This is a genomic window from Pseudomonas fulva, assembly GCF_023517795.1.
In the GTDB taxonomy this organism is placed as follows: Bacteria; Pseudomonadota; Gammaproteobacteria; order Pseudomonadales; family Pseudomonadaceae; genus Aquipseudomonas; species Aquipseudomonas fulva_D.
In genome coordinates, this window is record NZ_CP082928.1 from 4,498,616 (window position 1) to 4,517,360 (window position 18,745).

Sequence of the window (18,745 nt, forward strand, 5' to 3'; positions counted from 1 at the left end):
CGCTGGTGGGTCATGGCGGTCGTCAGGCCTTGCGGTCGCTGTAGCCGTAGTGGTCGTAGTAGCCGCTGTAGTCGCCGGAGCGCGCAGCCTTTTCCACGTCCACCTGGTTGAGCACCACGCCCATCACCGAAGCACCGCTCTGCAGCAGGTGGCCGACGCCACGCTGGGCCAGCGGGATGGAGGTGCCATCGGCCTTGACCACGTAGATCACCGCGTCGGCGAAGGTGGACAGCAGCACGGCATCGCTCACGGCCTGGCTGGGCGGCGAATCGATGATGATGTGGTCGTAACGCTCCTTGATCATGTCGAGGAACTTGGCGAAGCGCGGCGAGGCCAGCAGCTCCAGCGGGTTCGGCGGTACCGCGCCGGCCGGCAGCATGTCCAGGTTGGTGCCCATGTTGTGGATGCACTCCTCGACCTTGGCGCTGCCGGTGATCAGGTTGGCCAGGCCGGGGGTGCCGACCGGGAAGTCGAAGCTCTTGGCCAGGGTCGGGCGGCGCAGGTCGGCGTCGATCAGCAGCACGCGTTGCAACTGGCTGAGGGCGAACGCCATGTTGGCCACCAGGGTGCTCTTGCCTTCGCCCGGCGACGAGGAGGTGACCACCAGGACCTTCTGCGAGCGGTTGGTATCGGCCAGCATCAGGCTGGTGCGAATGGTGCGGATCGACTCGCAGAAGCGCGGATCCTCGCCATGCTCGAACAGATGCGCGGCGGTGTACTTGGAGTTGTTGGCGATCAGCGGAACGATGCCCAGTACCGGCAGGTTCAGCTTGGTCTCCACGTCGTCGGCGCTCTTGAAGGTGTTGTTGAGGAAGTCGCGAACGATGGCCAGGGCCATGGCGAATACCAGGGCCAGACCGGCGGCCAGGACGATCAGCAGCTTCTGGTTCGGCGCGGCCGGCTGCAGCGGGGCAATGGCCTGGTCGATGATGCGTGCGTTGCTGGAGTTGACGTCCTGGGTCGCTGCGGTTTCGCGCAGGCGGGTCATGAAGGTCTCGTACAGCGAGCGGTTGCTTTCCACGTCGCGGGTCAGCTCACGCACCTTGAATTCCTTGCGCGAGATGTCCTGGATCTGCTCCTTGTTCTTGTCGAACGAGGCGTTCAGCGAGTTCTCGTTGGCCACGGCCAGCTGGTAGTTGCGCTCGATGCTGGCGACCACCTGCTCGACCTGGGCACGCAAGCTTGCCGAGGCGGCACTGAGGTCGGACTTGGCGGCGAGCATGGCCGGGTGACGATCACCGTAGCGACGCGACAGCTCCTCGACCTTGGCGCGGGCACGGGCTTCCTCGGACTTGAACTGCTGGATCAGCGGGTTGCCGAGCACGGCCGGCACGCTGGCCAGGCGGCGCCAGTCGCCACTGCCCATGGACTGCACCTGACGGTACTGGCTCTCGGCCTCGGCGCGCTGGCGACGGGCGTCGATCATGCGGTCGCCGGTCAGCGACAGTTCGTTGTTGCTGATGGTGGCCACGCCGTTGACGTCCACCAGGCCTTCGGCCTCGCGGTAGGCCTGCAGGCGGTTCTCGGCTTCCTGCAGCGAGCTGCGCAGCTCGGTCAGGCGGGTGTTCATCCAGGTGGTGGCCGACAGCGACATTTCCATCTGCGCTTCGAGCTGGCTGTCGATGTAGTTGCTGGCCAGGGAGTTGGCGATGGCCGCGGCGGTCAGGCGGTCCGGCAGGTCGACGGAGATGTTGACCAGCTGGCTCTTGCCTTCGACCCAGATGTTGGTGCGGTCCATGAGGATCTTGGTGACGATGTCGAGCAGCTCGGCTTCGGTCATCGGCTTGGCCGGCTCGGGCTCGTCCACCAGGCCGGTGATCGACAGGGCGCTCTGCAGGCCACGGGCGATGCCGCCGAAATTGATCAGCGCCTGGGGCTGTTGACGGGGGTCGAAGTCCGGGTGCTCGGTAAGGTTGAGCTCGCGCACCACCTTCTCGGCCACCACGCGGCTCTTGATCAGGCCGAGCTGGGTCTGCAGGTATTCGTTGACCGCACCGGTGGTATCGGTGACCTGCTGGAAGGACACCAGCTGGGTGCCCTTGGTCTCGATCATCACCGTGGCGACGGCGCGGTAGATCGGCGTCATGCGGGAGACGGCAACCGCGGTGATCAGGGTGACCACCACGACGAACAGGGCGATGGCCCACTTGCGCATCCATACGGCATTCCAGATGCGCCGCAGGTCGATGTAATCGCTATCTGCTTCCGAGGGCGAAGGCTGCCACTGTCGGATCGTTCGTGCAGGACTGTTCATATTCAGAAGAACCCTTGATCGATGGTGATGGTGTCACCCGGCTTGACGAGGGTGTCGAGCGTGGCTTTTTCCGAGGCGCGGGATTCGCCCGTGCCGCGTGCGATGGTGATGCGTTTGGTCGAGGCGCGCTCGGTCAGGCCGCCAGCCAGCGCGATGGCACGGTCCAGGGTCAGGCCGGGCTGATAGGGGTAGCCACCGGGGGCTTTCACTTCGCCGCTGATGTAGAACTCGCGGTAGGTCGTGACGGCGACCGAGACGCGGGGGTCGACCAGGTAGCCGTCGGCCTTCAGGCGTTCGGTGAGGATGCGTTCGATGTCGGCTGCGGTCTTGTCGCTGGCCTCGATCTGTCCCAGGAACGGATAGGAGAAGGTGCCGGCATCGTTGAGGCGGATTTCCTCGAAGGACAGATCCGGCTCGCCGAAGACACTGATCTTGATCACGTCGCCAGAGCTCAGTCGATACTGCGGGTTGGCCTGTGCGCCGGCTGCAAATGCGAGCATCAGCAGCAGCGAGAAGGCTTTGAACAGATGGTGGACTGACATCCGCATACTCCTTGTAGTTGCTTGATCATCAGGCGCAGGAAAAAGGGCGCCCGCCGCTCGCCTGCAAGGGCAAACGGGAAAGGGTTGATAAGGGTGGTGACGCCAGCGTCACCCTGTTGAGAAGCCCGGGTGTTAGAGGCTCAAGCTCAACGACAGCTGATAGATGTTCCGGTCATAGGATTTCTCCCGCACGCTCGAATCGTTTTCGGTGTGGCGGTAACCCAGTGATACATCAGCCCAGCGCAGCGGCGAGTAGGTCAACTCCAGCCCATAGCCGGTACGGTCGTCCTGGCGGTCGGTTGCCTTGTAGTCGCGTTCGGAGTAGCGATAGAACAGCTCCGAGCTGATGAAGGCCGACCATTCGTGCTCCCAACCCAGGCGCGTGGTGGTGTCCTGAACGGTACTGGCACCATCTTCGCCTTCGTCGAAAGAACGACGCGTGTCGACTTTGATGGTGGAGTAGGTGCGCGGTTCCCAGGCTACCCCCACTTCCCACATCGGGCTGGTGTAGTCCTCGCGGCTGCTGCTGTCGAAATTCTTGCGCTGGGCGCCCAGGCGCACGGTGCCGGAGGTTTTGGCGGTGGCATCCCAGGTGGCGCCGAACAACAGGGCGTCATCGGTGCTGTCGCGGTCGCTCTCGCTGAGCACGTATTGGTTGACGGTATGGCGCAGCTCGACCAGGGAGCGTGTGCTGCCACCCAGGCGGTGGTACCAGACGGAGTTCAAGGTGGTGCTGTCGCGATCCTGGTCGTCGTTCAGGCCACCGCTGTTGCGATAGCGGATGGACTCGTAGTTGACACCAAAATCGATCTGGTTGAGCCCGGTCTGGGTACCGTAGGTGTACACGGCACCGGCCACGCCGCGATCGTACTTGTCGTTTTCGTCCCTGTCGGGGTCTTGCACGTCAGTGGTTTCCTCGACGCGGTGGTAGCCCAGATTCCAGCGCAGGCGGTTGCGCGAGTTGAATTCCATGATGCTGCGAAACCGCAGGTGCTGATCGGTATGGCTGGCCTTGTCGTCGGAATGGTAATTCTGGTCGTCGATTTCGTATTCGAGCTGGTAGCCGGTGTTGCGGGTTTCGGCGCTGAGCAGGAATTTAGGGTTGATGCTGGTCACCCAGGAGGATCTGGCCTTGTTGAGGCCGCGGTAGTTGCTGTCGTAGCTTTCGCCGACGTCCAGGGTTGGCGTGAACTCGAACCCAGCCAGGTCGATGTGTTGTGGGTCGGTGGCCCAACTGGCTGTAGACAGCGTACCTGCTAACGAAGCCGTCAGTATCTTGGTGAGTTTCATGGTGCCAAATCCCTTCCCGGGGTCTATCGCTTGGTGTGGAGAGCCGTTCGGCATTGCGGCGGGAGGGCTGGCATGGGGATGTCAGTTACCTATCGCATTGACTTGCGGCCATTTTTCATGAGTCATTGGTTGTCGGCTCCCGTAAGAAGTTCCCCGGCCGCCCGCAAAGTCGTGATCCGCAGCACCATAAAAAAACACTGAACTTTTCCATGCCTGTTATTGGCGCATCTGGCGGCAGTACGCTGCATGGCGGTGCGGCAGTGAAGCAGATATCCAGGCAACTCACCTTGGTAGAGCGGCCGCTTCATGATCGGTTATTGGCGCTGGGCACCGGTAATTACCAGCAGACCATAAACTCGTTGCATGACAGGCAGGTTAATCCGCGCTGCAGTTAAATAGACAAGAGCAATGTTCGTGCCGAAGCTCAATTGCTGTTGTCCGGAAAACAATAGTGACTATCGGCATAATATTGGCGGCGGTTTTTCGCTACCCGCTAGTTATATAAGCCTTCATTCGATGGCAGCCTTATTGTTATTGCCAGATGCTCGAATAATAGAATTGCCCTCGGGTGTATCGCCCAGATTTGCTGGGCTGTAGCCATTTGGTCATGGATCGTTGCTGGTGACCATGGGCGCTTGTGAGGTAGCTGTTCCAGTGACCTTGCACTGAACTCGAACATTCGCGCAGGCAGTCTTCTCTGATGGCTTTGCAATATTACATGTCAATTATCGAAGCGGCAGGCGGTGGCACGCTCCAGGATGCCTTATATAAGGCAGCGCGTGCTTTAGTTGCTGGCCAACTGGCATCATACAAGTTGGCAGATACGGCATGACGACATCATGGCTTTATAAAGGCGGTTGATGTCGCAACAGGAAATTGCAGGTGGTCGCAGGTCGTCAATAAGGTAACAACCTGCTGGTGAATGACCACCTCGCGCCGTTTACCGCGGCGTCATCATCAGGTTCTCGCAATGACCTGCGGATTGGCCAGCACACAGCTCTCGCCAGCAAAGAAGGCGCGTACGTTGGCGAAGGCATCGCCGAAATACAGTTCATAACCGTCGCGCTCCACGTAGCCCAGGTGCGGTGTGCATAGCACGCCAGGGTGGCGCAAAAGGGGATGGTCGATATCGACCAGCGGCTCCTGCTCGAAGACGTCCAGCGCCGCGAAGCCGGGCCTGCCCCTGTTCAGGGATTCGAGCAACGCGCCCGGCGCGATCAGTTCGGCGCGGCTGGTGTTGACCAGCAGCGCGCTGGGTTTCATCAACGCCAGGTCGGCGGTGGTCACCAGGTGCCGTGTGGCGGGTGCCAGGCGCAGGTGCAGGCTGAGCACATCGGCCTCGGCGAAAAAGGCTTCGCGCGACGACGCGGCCTGATGGCCATCGGCAACGGCCGCCTGCCGTGAGGCTTCGCTGCCCCATACCAGCACGGGCATCTCGAACGCCTGGGCATAGCGCGCCAGGCGCTGGCCGATCTTGCCGTAACCCCAGATGCCCAGGGTTTGGCCAGCCAGGCGCTGGCCGAGGTTGATCTGCCATTGACCCGCGTACAGTGCCTGCATGGCCGGGAACAGCTGACGCCGGGCATTGATGATCAGCGCCCAGGTCAGTTCGGCTGGCGCAATCGGCGAGCCACGGCCTTCCATCACCCCCACGCCATGGCGGGTGCAGGCGTCCATATCCAGGTGGCTGGAGACCTTGCCGGTCTGGCTGATCAGCTTGAGCTTGGGCAGGCGGCTCAGCAGCGCTTCATCTATACGGGTGCGTTCGCGGGTCAGCACCAGCGCATCGGCGTCGGCGAAGCGTTCGGCGAGCACCCGCACGTCGTCCACGGCATCGTGGTAGAGGCTGACCTGATGACCGGCCAGCGTGGCGAAGCAGTCGAGGCTGCGGATGACGTTCTGGTAGTCATCGGGAATGACGATATGCATGGCAGCTCCAAAAACGGTTCAGGCTCCCGGGGAGCCTGATTCGATGAAGTATCAGCTGGCGCTCTGCAGCGCTGTTGCCTTGCGGCGGGCGCGCCAGATTCGCCAGATGGGCAAGGCTATCATCATAGCCACCAGCGCCCATACGGCCAGGCTGATCGAGCTGCTCCACAGGATGCTCAGGTCACCGTTGGACAGCGACAGGGCACGGCGCAGGTTCTGCTCCATCAAACCGCCGAGAATGAAGCCCAGCAGAATCGCCGACAGCGGGAAGTCCATCTTGCGCAGGATGTAACCAGCGACACCGATGCCGATCATCAGGTACAGGTCGAACGCGGTGGCGTGCACGGCGTAGACGCCGATCGAGGTGATGATGGCGATGGCCGGCACCAGGGCCCAGTACGGCACGGCAAGGATCTTGGTGAAGATCTTGATCATCGGCACGTTCATCACGATAAGCATGATGTTGGCCACGAACAGCGAGGCGATCAGGCCCCAGACGATGTCCGGCTGGTTCTGGAACAGCAGCGGGCCCGGGGTGATGTTGTACAACGTCAGGGCGCCGAGCATCACCGCCGTCGTGCCGGAGCCAGGCACGCCGAGGGTCAGCATCGGCACCAGCGAGCCGCAGGCCGAGGCGCTGTTGGCGGTTTCCGGTGCGGCCAGGCCACGCAGGTCGCCATCACCGAACCTGTTGTCTTTCACCGCCAGGCGTTTCTCGCTCATGTAGGCCACGGCGCTGGCCAGGGTCGCGCCTGCGCCGGGCAGGATGCCCAGGCCGAAACCGACCGCGCCGCTGCGCAGGTTGGTGGCCAGCACCGAGAGGCCTTCCTTCAGGTTGAACAGCATGCGGCCCTTGGCTTCGATGGCCTTCTGGCCGTGGTGGGTACGCTCGAGCAGCACCAGAATCTCGCTGACCGAGAACAGACCCAGTACCAGCACCACGAACTGGATGCCATCGGCCAGGCCGAGGCTGCCGAAAGTGAAGCGGTACACGCCGCTGTTCGAATCGATACCGACGCACGACAGCAGCAGGCCGATGCAGCAGGCGATGGCGGTCTTCATCGGTTTGTTGCCCGCCATGCCGGCGAGGCAGGTGATGGCGAACACCATCAGCACGAAGTATTCGGCGGGGCCGAAGGCCACTGCCCATTTCGCCAGCAGGGGCGCGAACAGCACCACGCCACAGGTGGCCATCAGGCCGCCGACGAAAGAACTCCAGGCGGAGATCGACAGGGCAACGCCAGCCTTGCCCTGACGGGCCAGCGGGTAGCCGTCCAGGGTGGTCATCACCGCCGAGGCTTCGCCCGGGATGTTCAGCAGGATCGAGGAAATACGGCCGCCGTATTCGCAGCCCAGGTACACGGCGGCGAGCAGGATCAGCGCGGTTTCCGGTGGCAGGCCGAGGGCGAAGGCGATCGGGATCAGCAGGGCCACGCCGTTGATCGGGCCCAGGCCCGGCAGCAGGCCGACGATGGTGCCGATCAGGGTGCCGCACAGGGCGGTGAACAGGTTGTAGGGGCTCAGGGCGACGCCGAAGCCTTGTCCCAGGTAGCTGAAGGTATCCATGCAGTCAGAACTCCAGGCCGGAAAGCAGGCCAAGTGGCAGCGGTACGTCGAGGGCTTTGTCGAACAGCAGGTACAGGCCCACCGCAAGCAGCACGCCGGAGGTCAGGCTGGCTTTCCAGGTGCCCTCGTACAGGCGCGCCATGGCGATGGCGAACAGGGTGCTGGCGATGATGAAGCCGGCCAGTTCGAACAGCGCGGAGTAGATCAGCAGGGCGACGATGCACAGCACGATCTTGCGGATCACGTGGCGATCCAAGGCGGGCTCGGCACCTTCGCCACTGGCCCGTGACGGTTTGATCAGCAGGTAGATGGCGCCCAGGGCGATCATCACCAGCAGCAGCAGGGGAAAGGCCCGCGGCCCTACCGGCTCGTACGAGAACGGCGCGTGGTAGCTCCAGGCCGCCATCGACAGGCCGAGACAGAGCAGCAGGCTGACGCCCGCAAAAATACGGTCTTGCATGGCAGTGCTCCATGGAGAGAGCCGAGCGGCTCTCCCGGAAGGGATTTATTCGACCAGCCCGAACTCGCGGCCCAGTTCGCGATACTCGGCGACCTGCTTGTGGACCATCGCCTGCAACTCCGGCCCGCTCACGTACAGCGGCAGTACGTCACGGTCGACCATGTAGCGCTCGAACTCAGGAGAGGATTCCAGCTTGGTAAACGCCTCGCGCCACCACTGCACCTGCTCCTCGGGTACATCCGGGCCGAGGAAGTAGCCACGGATCAGCGGCCACTGGATCTCGTAGCCCTGCTCGCGAGCGGTCGGAATCTCGGCCAGGTCGCCCGGCAGGCGCTCTTCGCTGAAGACCGCCAGGGTGCGGATGTTGTTGCCTTGCTGCGAAGCGATTTCGCTGGCGCTGCCGGTTACCAGATCGACGTGCTTGCCCATCAGCGCCATGTAGTGCTCGGAGCCACCTTCGAAGGCGGCGTAGCGCAGTTCGCTCGGGTTGATGCCTGCCGCTTTGGCGAGCAGGGCGATCTTCATCCAGCCCTGACCGCCAATGCTGCCGCCGCCACCGACGACCACGCTTTTCGGATCTTTCTTCAGCGCTTTGACGACATCGTCGAGGGATTTGTAAGGCGAGTCGTCACGCACGGCCAGGGTGCCGTAGTCGGTGCCGATGGTGGTCAGCCACTGCACTTCGTTCTCGTCGAAACGACCGTATTTGCCGAGTGCCAGGTTCAGCAGCGAGGCGCCGGAGAAGGCCACCAGCGTGCCGGGATCATTGCGGCGGTTGGCGACGATCGCGTTGTAGGCCACGGCGCCGATCCCGCCTGGCATGTAGGTCACGCGCATCGGCGATTTGAGAATGTCGTTGTCCTTCAAGCCGGCCTGGGCCAGTTTGCAGGTCAGGTCGAAGCCGCCGCCTGGTTTGCTCGGGGCGATGCATTCAGGGCGATTGGGCTGCGCCGCGTTGGCCTGCAGGCCGGTCAGCAGCACGGCGCCGGCGAGGGGCATAAGAAGGCAGTTTTTCAACAGTTTCATCGGAGGTTTACCTGTATTGGAGTTATTGGTAGGTGGTTCGCCGTATCACCAGATCGGCAGGGCGTAGCTCAGAATCAAGCGGTTTTCATCCATTCCACGGGTGAAATTGGCGCGGTAGACCGCGTTGCGCCAGGTGACTTTCAGGTTCTTCAAAGGGCCCTCGCTGAAGGCGTAGGCGAGGTCGGTATTGCGTTCCCACTCATTGCCGCTGGTGCCGTTGGCCAGGTCGATGCCGCTGCCACGCACGTAACGGGTCATGAAGGTCAGGCCGGGGATGCCCACCTTGCTGAAGTCGTAGTCATAGCGAGCCTGCCAGGAGCGCTCGTCAGGCCCGGCGAAGTCGTTGAGCTGCAGGAAATTGGTCATGTACGGCGTGGCGCCGTTGACGTAGGTGAAACCGTCGTCGCCACGCATCTGCTGGTAGCCCACGCCCAGAGCATGGCCGGCCAGGCTGTAGGTGAACATGGCGTTGTACACCTGGTTGTCGATATCGCCGGCGCGAGCCTGGCCGCTTTCGCTGTTGGTGAAGTAGCGCAGGTCGCTTTTCAGCTTGCCCGGGCCCAGGGCCAGGGTATGCTGCACACCAAGGAAGTGCTGGCGATAGATGTCGGCGAGCTGGCCCTGGTGATAGCTGAGCTGGGTATTCGGGGTGAGCGCGTAATCCAGGCCGCCGAAGCGCAGGTGATCGCTGCTGGGGCTGGCGCCGAAGCGGCCGTTCTTGTTGTTCAAGGCCAGGTCGTTGGAGCCGGAAACGTCGCGTTGCACCACACGGGAAATCTGCCCGAACGAGGCCGTCAGGCGCTCGATATCCTTGCTCTGCAGCTGCCAGCCCTCGAAGGTCTGGGGCAGCAGGCGGCTGTTGCTGAACTGCAGGGTGGGCATCTTCGGCAGCAGGGTGCCGGCCTTCAGCACGCTCTCGCTGATGCGCACCTTGGCGGTCAGGCCAAGCTTGCTGTAGTCGTCTTCGGGGCGCTGTTTGCTGTCGCGCGGCAGCAGGGCGGTACCGGAACGGTCCGGCGATGAGTCGAGTTTGACGCCGAGCATGGCCAGCGCATCGACACCGAAACCGACCGTGCCGGTGGTGTAGCCGGACTCCATGTTGAAAATAAAGCCCTGGGCCCATTCTTCGCGCTTGTTCTGCCCGGGGCCGTCACGAAAGTCGCGGTTGAGGTAGAAGTTGCGCAGCTCCAGGCTGGCCTTGCTGTCTTCGATGAAGCCGTCGGCCAGCGCGGTGCCGACGGCCAGCGGCAGGCCGGCCAATACCGCAGCAGGGGCAACGGAGGCATGAAACAGGTGCTTTCTTGTCATTATTATTTACTCGTGGGTGTGCGGTGTTGGTTGGCATCAGTTCTTGCGGGGCGTGCCTCGCAAGGCCTGCGGCACGTACACGTCGCCTGCGAACAGGCGGCGTGCAGTGCGAATCAGCGAGGCCTGCATGCTGTGTGGCTGGGCGTCTTCGCCGGGTGCCAGGGATACTTCGATCTCGCCCCCCGGATGTTCCAGGCGTACCAGCGCCGCGCCGGTGATGGGGGCGATGTCGAACGCCACGCTGCCGGGCAGGGCGCAGGCGCTGGCCAGGCCGATGGCACCGGTGGCGGCGATCGAGCGATGACAGTTGTGCGGCATGAAGTAACGGGTCGACAACGCGCCGCCCTGGCGCGGCGGGGCGAGCAGCACCGGCTTGGGGATGACCATCTGGCTGACGTCGCCCAGGCCCATGGCGGCACCAGCCTGCAGGCGGATGCGCTCCAGGCGTGCGAGCAGTGCCGTGTCGGCATCCAGCTCGGCCGGGGTCTCGTAGCCGGTCTTGCCCAGCGCTTCGGCGTGCACCAGGACCATGGGCATGGCCATGTCGATGCAGGTCGCGTCGACGCCATCGAAGTGATCGCGCACCTTGCCGGTGGGCAGCAACTGGCCGGTCTTGGCACCGGCGGCATCGAGAAACGTCAGCTTGATCGGCGCGGCGCTGCCGGGTACGCCATCGATGCAGGTGTCACCTTCGTAGCGCACCTTGCCCTTGGGCGTCTGCACTTCCGAGTCGACCAGGGTATTGGTGTTGAGGTTGCGGATACGCACCCGGGTGACCGGCGTGCTGACGTTGACCAAGCCATGTTCGATGGCGAACGGGCCAACGGCGCAGAGCATGTTGCCGCAATTGGGCGCCGTGTCGACGCGCCGCTGATGGACCATGACCTGCACGAACAGGTAGTCGACATCGGCGTCGGGATGATCGGAGGTGCTGACGATCGCCACCTTGCTGGTCTGCGGGCTGCCGCCGCCAATCCCATCGATTTCCAGCTCATGGCCGGAGCCCATCACGTTGAGCAGCAGCTCGTCGCGCAGGGCGATATCCGTGGGCAGGTGGTTGGCCAGAAAGAACGGGCCGCGAGAGGTGCCGCCGCGCATCAATACGCAGGGAATGGCTTGCATGATGTCTCCAGTGCAATAAATTCGCTTATTGTTGCTTTTTTTAAATGGTGGTTAGCCTGGTTTGTTTTGTAAATTGCATATATTTTTGTAATTAATGTATTTAATGCATTAATGCGTGCGGGCGAGTTTCGGGATGGGCGCAGATCGCCAGATGCCGTTTAATGCACTAATCTGTGGTGGAAAATAAAAATGCCGATTGATAGGTTTTTTGCATGAATTACGAGCTTCAGGACCTGCGCGCCTTCGTCAAGATCGCCGAGTTCGGCAATTTCCACGAAGCCGCCAACGCCATCCATCTCTCCCAGCCGGCTCTTACCCGGCGCATGCAGAAGCTGGAGGAGGGGCTGGGCACCCAGCTGCTCGACCGCACCACGCGGCGGGTCAGCCTTACCGCCGTGGGGCGTGATTTCCTGCCCAAGGCCCGGCGCCTGCTCGACGATTTCGAGCGCTCCATTCTGGGCATCCGCGAGTTGGCCGAGCGCCAGTCCGGGCAGGTGACCTTGGCGTGCATCCCGACGGCGGCGTTCTATTTCCTGCCCACGGTTATCCGTGAATTCAATCGCCAGTACCCGAAGATCCGCATCCGCATTCTTGACCTCAGTGCCCACGAGGGCCTGGAGGCGGTGCTGCGCGGCGAGGCGGATTTCGGCATCAACATGCTCAGCGGCCAGCACGCCGAGATCGACTTCACGCCGCTGGTCAACGAGCCGTTCGTGCTGGCCTGCAGGCGTGACCATCCGCTGGCCGAGCAACCCCAGGTGGCGTGGCGCGAGTTGAGCGATTACCGGTTGATCGGGGTCGGCCGGTTGAGTGGCAACCGCGTGCTTCTCGACCACGGCCTGGCGCACCTCGACTGGCGGCCCAGCTGGTTCTACGAAGTGCAGCACCTGTCCACATCCCTGGGCATGGTCGAGGCGGGCCTGGGTATCGCCGCCATGCCGAGCCTGGCGATGCCGGCCGAGGATCACCCGATACTGGTGCAACGCCCGCTGGTCGATCCTGTTATCAGCCGCACCCTGGGGCTGGTTCGTCGCCATGGTTCCTCGCTGTCGCCGGCCGCCGAGCAATTCGTCGATACCCTGCTCAAGCAGTGGCCCGGCTATACCGCCCTGGGCACGGACAAGCAGGCCCAGGGCGACTAGCTGTCGCCAGCGCTGTTCAATGTCTCTGGCATTTGGCGGCTAGGGGCGGCCATTGCGCTAAGCGGAATTTCGCCGATTTCATCGGCAGAATTCCGCCCTGAAGTGGCACAGGTTCAGGCTGCCGCAGCGCGATTGCGCACCTTCTTCCCGCACCGCGACTTATCACTGACACTCATACATGGCGTCCCATTGGGCGCCAAATTGCTGTTTATCGCGACGCGATCGAGTCGAGAATTCCCATGGGGCAAGTCGATGGTTGGCGCTTATTTAATGCGTCAAGTGCATTAAATTCTGAAATATTTGCATTTGATGGAATTGTCAGTGCGTGTGACTCTTTTGCTCAAGGCATCAATCGGCCTGATTGATCAGTAAAAGAGAAGAAGTCATGCGTATTCCCTGTGTGCTCATGCGCGGAGGCACCTCAAAAGGCCCGGTTTTCCTTGCCAGCGACTTGCCTGAGTCGATTGACGAGCGAAACGAAGTGCTGCTGTCGGTCATGGGGGCAGGACACGAGCTGGAAATCGACGGCATCGGTGGTGGCAGCCCGCAGACCAGCAAGGTCGCCATCGTCAGTGCGTCCAGCCACCCGGATGCTGACGTCGATTATCTGTTCGTGCAGGTCATGGTGTCCGAGCGCCGCGTCGATACGGCGCCGAACTGCGGCAACATGCTCTGCGCGGTTGGCCCGTTCGCCATCGAGCAGGGTCTGGTCAAGGCCGGCCATCGCACCACTGACGTGCGTATCCGCAACCTGAATACCGGTACGTTCGTGTGCTCGAAGGTACAGACCCCTGGCGGCGCTGTGACCTATGCCGGCAACACCCGTATCGATGGTGTGCCAGGTGTCGCGGCGCCCATCGAGCTGACGTTCCTGGACGCTGCCGGCAGCAAGACCGGCAAGCTGTTCCCCACCGGCAACACTCGCGATCGGTTCGACGGTGTGCAAACCACCTGCATCGACATGGCCATGCCGATGGTGCTGATCGACGCCGCCAGCCTCGGCAGGAGCGGCCGTGAATCGCCTGCCGAGCTGGATGCCGACAAAGCGTTTCTCGCCCGCCTCGAATCGATCCGCCTGCAGGCGGGCCTGGCCATGGGGCTGGGCGACGTCAGCGACAAGGTCATTCCGAAACCCGTCCTGCTGGCGCCTGCGTCCTCGGGCGGTACCATTCAGGTCCGCTACTTCATGCCCCACGCCTGTCATCGCGCCCTGGCGATCACCGGTTCGATCGGCCTGGCGACTGCCTGCGTCAGCCCGCACACCGTGGCGGCCGACCTGCTCGGGCTTGCTGACCATGCAGAGCGCCTGAACCAGGTGCGTATCGAGCACCCGAGCGGGTCGATCGATGTCGCCTTGGGGTACAGCGGCAAGACGATTCGCGCCTCCGTGGTACGCACCGCCCGGCGGCTGTTTTCCGGAGAGGTACACGCCCCGGAAGGGCAACGTCTGGCCGGCTGAACCGCCGGCCGGCACGAAAATTTGCGCATCCGAACAATTTCTATAAATGGGTGATGCCTGATGAAAGTCGTCAGATCGTTATATTTCCAGATCCTCTGCGCCGTGCTGCTCGGTGTACTGGTCGGCCACTTCTGGGCGCAGCAAGCCACTGCCCTCAAACCACTAGGCGATGCGTTCATCAAGCTGGTGAAAATGATGATCGCCCCGGTGGTGTTCTGCACCATCGTCACCGGTATCGCCGGGATGACCGAGAAAAGCGCGCTGGGTCGCCTGATGGGCAAGACCCTGGGGTTGTTCCTCGGCCTCACGGTGATCAGCCTGATGATCGGCCTCTGTGCGGTTTATCTGTTCCAGCCGGGCGTCGGCATGAACGTCGACCCCAGCAAGCTCAATACCGAGGGGCTTTCCCAGTACACGGCTTCGGCAGCCAGGCTCGGCGTGGTCGAGTTCTTCATGCACATCATCCCCAGCACCTTCATGGGCGCCTTCGCCGAGGGTGAAGTGCTGCCGGTGCTGTTCATCGCCGTGCTCTCGGGCTTTGCCCTGTCGTCGATCGGGGATGCCGGCAAGCCGCTGCTCGATGTGCTCGAGGCTGCTTCGAAGATGGTCTTCAAGATCTTCTCCTACCTGATGCGCTTCGCGCCGATCGGCGCCTTCGGCGCCATTGCCTTCACCGTCGGCCAGTACGGCATCACCTCCCTGGGCTCACTGGCCAAGCTGATCATGACGCTGTACATCGCCTGCGCCTTCTTCGTGTTCGTGGTGCTTGGCGGGCTATGCCGCCTGTACGGTTTCAGCCTGTGGAAGCTGTTGCGCTACTTGCGCGAAGAGTTCCTGGTGGTGCTCGGCACCTCGTCTACCGAGCCGGTGCTGCCGCGCATGCTGGAAAAACTCCAGGCGCTCGGTTGCCGCAAATCGGTGGTCGGCCTGGTGCTGCCAACCGGCTACTCGTTCAACCTCGACGGCACGGCGATCTACCTGTCGCTGGCGGCGGTGTTTATCGCCCAGGCCTGCAACATCGACCTGTCGCTCACCCAGATCGTCACCATGCTGGCGGTCATGCTGCTGTCCTCGAAGGGCGCCGCCGGTGTCACCGGTAGCGGCTTCGTCGCCCTGGCGTCGACCCTGTCGGTGATGCACGACCTGCCGCTCGCCGGTCTGGCGCTGCTGATCGGCATCGACCGCTTCATGTCCGAAGCCCGCGCGCTTACCAGCCTGGCCAGCAACGCGGTGGCCACCGTGGTGGTGTCGCTCTCCGAAGGCGCCTGTGATCGCCGAACCCTGCACGCCGTGCTCGACGAGCGGCCTGAGCCCCCAGGCAGCCAGACGCAGCCTGCCTGGCAGGCGGCTCCCCAGTCACCCTTGAAGTAACCATTTGCCTGAACGCCTGCCGCAGCGGCTGTGCCGGTGCGGCAGCGAATGCTCGTCTCAATAACAGAACAAGAGAGAATTCAGATGCTCGCTCTACTCGGGTTGGCGATGGTGGTCGTGTTCACCTACATGATCATGTCCAAGCGCATGTCGCCCATCGTGGCACTGACCTTCATTCCCATCGCGTTCGCCATTGCCGGCGGCTTCGGCGACTCCACCGGCAAGATGATTCTCGACGGCCTGAAAATGGTCGCGCCATCGGCGGCCTTGCTGCTGTTCGCCATTCTGTTCTTTGGCCTGATGATCGACACCGGTCTGTTCGACCCACTGATCCGGGTGATCCTGCGCAAGGTCAATGGCGACCCGGTGAAGATCGCGGTCGGCACCGCCTTGCTGTCGCTGACCGTCGCCCTGGACGGCGACGGCACCACCACCTACATGATCACCTGCGCGGCGATGCTGCCGCTGTACCGGCGCATCGGCATGAACCCCATGGTGCTCGCCACGGTGTCGATGCTGTCGTTGAGCATCATGAGCGGCATGACCCCGTGGGGCGGCCCGGCCACCCGGGCCATCGCCGCCCTGGGCCTGGATGCCTCCGACTACTTCGTCCCGCTGCTGCCGACCATGGTCGCTGGCGCCGCCTGCGTGGTGCTGATCGCCTATATCCTCGGCCGCAAGGAGCGCGCGCGTATCGGCAATACCGAACTGCAGGCCGGCGGTGGCGAGTGCTACATCAAGCAGATCCTCGGCGACCAGCCCTACAAGCGCCCGCGCTTCGTGTGGATCAACCTGCTGCTGGTGGTCGCGGTGATGACCGCGCTGGTGATGGGCCTGGCCCACGCCGCGGTGCTGTTCCTGGTCGGTTTCGTGATCGCCCTGATGGTCAACTACCCGCAACTCGACATTCAGAAAGAACGCATCCTGGCTCACTCCGGCAACGCCATGACCGTGGTGCTGCTGGTGTTCGCCGCCGGGGTGTTCGCCGGCATCTTCTCGGGCACCAGGATGGTCGACGCGCTGGCGCAGAGCATCGTCGACATGATTCCGCCGTCCTGGGGGCACCTGTTCCCGCTGGTGGTGGCGATCACCAGCATGCCGCTGACCTTCGTGCTGTCCAACGACGCCTACTACTTCGGCGTGGTGCCGATTCTGGCCAAGGCCGCGGCGGCCTACGGCATCAGCCCGCTGGAAATCGCCCGGGCATCGATCCTCGTCCAGCCGGTGCACCTGATGAGCCCGTTGGTGGCCTCCACCCTGTTGCTGGTCGGCATGGTCGACAAGGACATCGGCGATTTCCAGAAGGCCACCGTGAAGTGGGCCGTGCTGCTGTCGCTGGCCGTCACCTTCGTGGCGGTGATCACCGGGGCGATTTCCTTGCTGGTCTGATCGGTCGGCTTCACAGGGCTGCCCGAGGGCAGCCGGTTTCGTTCACGACCGGTTATCCGCCTGTCGGCAGGGTCGAACGCCAGGCCGCTGCGGTCAGTCGGTTGGATATCAATCACCGACTGGAGCGAACGCAATGTCCATTTCCGATAAGCAAGGCAGCAGTAACGTCCAGGGTTGGGAGCGTGCGCTGTCCATCGGCAGCGGTATCGCCATGGCCCGTGGCGGCCTCAAGCGTGGCGGCATACTCGGCCTGGCCCGCGCGGCGTTTGGCGGCATGCTGGTGGCCCGCGGCCTGAGCGGCCACTGCCGCCTGAAGAGCATCATGGAGGACGCCCGCTCGATGCGCCCCGACGTGGACCGTATCGCCGACACCGTGACGCGCATCGAAGGCGAGATCGCCGAGCGCGTCAAACCCGTCGCCAAGAAGCTCAGCGACGGCGTCTGATACGCTGCAATCCTCGACCGCCCCGCCTCAACGGGGCGGTTTCGTTTGTGCCATCGGCAAGGAGACCCCATGAGCAATTCCTATAGCGCCACCGCCCCGACGCCCGCCGAGGTGCAGGCAATGCCCGGCATGACCCTGCTCGAGTTCGGCACCGACTGGTGCGGCCATTGCCAGGCCGCCCAGCCGCTGCTGGCCAAGGTGTTGCCGGATTACCCCGAGGTACAGCACCTGAAAATCGAGGACGGCAGTGGTCGCCCGCTGGGGCGTTCGTTTCGCGTCAAGTTGTGGCCGACGCTGGTGCTGTTGCGCGATGGTGTGGAGGTCACCCGCCTGGTGCGGCCGACCGGCAGCAGCGTGATCGAGGAGGCGATGGAGCAACTGGTCGGCGAAGGGTGAGGTCGTCACTTTTCCTGAATTTTCCCGCTGCAGGACAAGTCCACCAGATAGACCCACAGCGGAGATCATCATGAGCACATCCAAGCAATCTGCCACGCCCCAGGAGATCGACGACATGGAGGATCGCATGGGGTCGATCGAGCAGCTCGACTTCAGCGATCGCCAGGATGATCGTGAAGGGCGTATCGGCGACCGCCTTCCCGATGACGAAGTGCAGCACGAGTACCCCGACGAGCGCGTGCGCGAAGCAGGGCAGAGTGGTGGCGAAACCCTGAGGGAAGGCCGCCACGAGGATGGCGTAAGCCTCGACGACCTGAGTCCGGAGACACTGATCGACGACACTGGCGCACGCTCCCCCCGTGAGCGTGGCGACGACATGCCGGCCGACCGCGACCTGAGCATCGTGAGCGAAGGCGATATCGGTGCCGGCGAAGGGCTCGACGAAGAGGAGATGGCGCGTCGCCGCCCCCTCGATGGCGTGCCGTGGGACGGCAAGCCGCAGCCTTGAGGGCAGCGTGAAGGCATGGCTTGGGCCATGCCTTTTTTATTGCCTGCTTATGCGTCGCCGATTTGACAGGCTTGCAATTGCAGGCTTACGTTTACGTAAAGGTAACCTAAAGGCGCCGCCGCGACATGAGCGTTTCCCACAGCATTTCCGATCTGGCCCGGGAGCTGGGCGTCACTATCCGCACCATTCGCTTCTATGAGGAGCAGGGCATGCTCGCGCCCGAGCGGCGAGGCCAGGAGCGCATCTACAGCGCCCGCGACCGGGTGACCTTGACGCTGATCCTGCGTGGCAAGCGCATCGGCTTCTCCCTGGCCGAATGCAAAGAGTTGATCGACCTCTATGACCCGGCCGGCGGCAACCGCAAGCAGCTCGACCACTTTCTGGAGAAGATCACCGAGCGTCGCGAGCACCTCGCTCGCCAACTGCTCGACATCCAGCAGATGCAGCGCGAACTCGACACCGCCGAGCAGCGTTGCCTGAGCGCCCTGAAGGCCATTCCCACCACCGCCTGAACCCCCGATCACCGACCGTTTGACGC

General features: G+C 63.1%; 17 protein-coding genes. 8 read left to right on the forward strand and 9 right to left on the reverse strand.

The genetic code is table 11. The annotated features are described in order from the left end of the window. Positions 1-22 precede the first annotated feature (22 nt). From K8U54_RS20710 to K8U54_RS20750, 9 genes are all read right to left on the reverse strand, one after another. Positions 23-2,155 carry a GumC family protein gene (locus K8U54_RS20710; RefSeq protein ID WP_249907566.1) on the reverse strand — a complete coding sequence of 711 codons (2,133 nt, stop codon included), beginning with the start codon at positions 2,153-2,155 and terminating at the stop codon, positions 23-25. Between the two features lie 101 nt (positions 2,156-2,256). Further along, positions 2,257-2,796, reverse strand: a complete 540-nt coding sequence (locus K8U54_RS20715) for a polysaccharide biosynthesis/export family protein (protein ID WP_249907567.1) — start codon at positions 2,794-2,796, stop codon at positions 2,257-2,259. Positions 2,797-2,928: 132 nt separating this feature from the next. Further along, the gene (locus K8U54_RS20720; protein WP_249907568.1) at positions 2,929-4,086 is read right to left on the reverse strand and encodes an outer membrane beta-barrel protein; all 1,158 of its coding nucleotides are present in this window, start codon (positions 4,084-4,086) and stop codon (positions 2,929-2,931) included. Between the two features lie 957 nt (positions 4,087-5,043). Then, positions 5,044-6,015 carry a D-2-hydroxyacid dehydrogenase family protein gene (locus K8U54_RS20725; protein WP_249907569.1) on the reverse strand — a complete coding sequence of 324 codons (972 nt, stop codon included), beginning with the start codon at positions 6,013-6,015 and terminating at the stop codon, positions 5,044-5,046. A gap of 51 nt (positions 6,016-6,066) precedes the next feature. Beyond that, positions 6,067-7,581, reverse strand: a complete 1,515-nt coding sequence (locus tag K8U54_RS20730; RefSeq protein WP_249907570.1) for a tripartite tricarboxylate transporter permease — start codon at positions 7,579-7,581, stop codon at positions 6,067-6,069. A gap of 4 nt (positions 7,582-7,585) precedes the next feature. Continuing rightward, the gene (locus K8U54_RS20735; RefSeq protein ID WP_249907571.1) at positions 7,586-8,041 is read right to left on the reverse strand and encodes a tripartite tricarboxylate transporter TctB family protein; all 456 of its coding nucleotides are present in this window, start codon (positions 8,039-8,041) and stop codon (positions 7,586-7,588) included. A gap of 45 nt (positions 8,042-8,086) precedes the next feature. Beyond that, the gene (locus K8U54_RS20740) at positions 8,087-9,067 is read right to left on the reverse strand and encodes a Bug family tripartite tricarboxylate transporter substrate binding protein (protein WP_249907572.1); all 981 of its coding nucleotides are present in this window, start codon (positions 9,065-9,067) and stop codon (positions 8,087-8,089) included. Positions 9,068-9,112: 45 nt separating this feature from the next. After that, positions 9,113-10,375 carry an OprD family porin gene (locus tag K8U54_RS20745; RefSeq protein WP_249907573.1) on the reverse strand — a complete coding sequence of 421 codons (1,263 nt, stop codon included), beginning with the start codon at positions 10,373-10,375 and terminating at the stop codon, positions 9,113-9,115. A 36-nt stretch (positions 10,376-10,411) separates the two neighbouring features. Next, a complete protein-coding gene (locus K8U54_RS20750) occupies positions 10,412-11,497 on the reverse strand; it encodes a 4-oxalomesaconate tautomerase (RefSeq protein WP_249907574.1) in 1,086 nt (361 codons plus the stop codon). A gap of 212 nt (positions 11,498-11,709) precedes the next feature. Here K8U54_RS20750 and K8U54_RS20755 point away from each other — a divergent pair, with 212 nt between their 5' ends. The 8 genes from K8U54_RS20755 to K8U54_RS20790 all read left to right on the forward strand — a co-directional run bounded on the left by K8U54_RS20755 (position 11,710) and on the right by K8U54_RS20790 (position 18,719). Next, positions 11,710-12,639, forward strand: a complete 930-nt coding sequence (locus K8U54_RS20755) for a LysR family transcriptional regulator (protein ID WP_249907575.1) — start codon at positions 11,710-11,712, stop codon at positions 12,637-12,639. Positions 12,640-13,024: 385 nt separating this feature from the next. Next, positions 13,025-14,098 carry a 4-oxalomesaconate tautomerase gene (locus K8U54_RS20760; RefSeq protein ID WP_249907576.1) on the forward strand — a complete coding sequence of 358 codons (1,074 nt, stop codon included), beginning with the start codon at positions 13,025-13,027 and terminating at the stop codon, positions 14,096-14,098. 60 nt (positions 14,099-14,158) lie between these two features. Next, positions 14,159-15,469, forward strand: coding sequence for a dicarboxylate/amino acid:cation symporter (locus K8U54_RS20765; RefSeq protein ID WP_249907577.1), 1,311 nt, complete (start codon positions 14,159-14,161; stop codon positions 15,467-15,469). A gap of 84 nt (positions 15,470-15,553) precedes the next feature. Beyond that, positions 15,554-16,858 (forward strand): CitMHS family transporter, encoded by a 1,305-nt coding sequence (locus K8U54_RS20770; RefSeq protein WP_249907578.1) that lies wholly within the window; start codon positions 15,554-15,556, stop codon positions 16,856-16,858. A gap of 133 nt (positions 16,859-16,991) precedes the next feature. After that, positions 16,992-17,303, forward strand: coding sequence for a YgaP-like transmembrane domain (locus tag K8U54_RS20775; protein ID WP_249907579.1), 312 nt, complete (start codon positions 16,992-16,994; stop codon positions 17,301-17,303). A gap of 69 nt (positions 17,304-17,372) precedes the next feature. Further along, positions 17,373-17,699, forward strand: a complete 327-nt coding sequence (locus tag K8U54_RS20780) for a thioredoxin family protein (protein WP_249907580.1) — start codon at positions 17,373-17,375, stop codon at positions 17,697-17,699. Positions 17,700-17,769: 70 nt separating this feature from the next. Next, positions 17,770-18,207: a phosphotransferase system, HPr-related protein gene (locus K8U54_RS20785; protein WP_249907581.1), complete on the forward strand. Its 438-nt coding sequence runs from the start codon at positions 17,770-17,772 to the stop codon at positions 18,205-18,207. 125 nt (positions 18,208-18,332) lie between these two features. Then, complete coding sequence (locus K8U54_RS20790; protein ID WP_249907582.1) at positions 18,333-18,719, forward strand: MerR family transcriptional regulator; 387 nt, start codon at positions 18,333-18,335, stop codon at positions 18,717-18,719. The last annotated feature ends 26 nt before the right edge of the window (positions 18,720-18,745 follow it).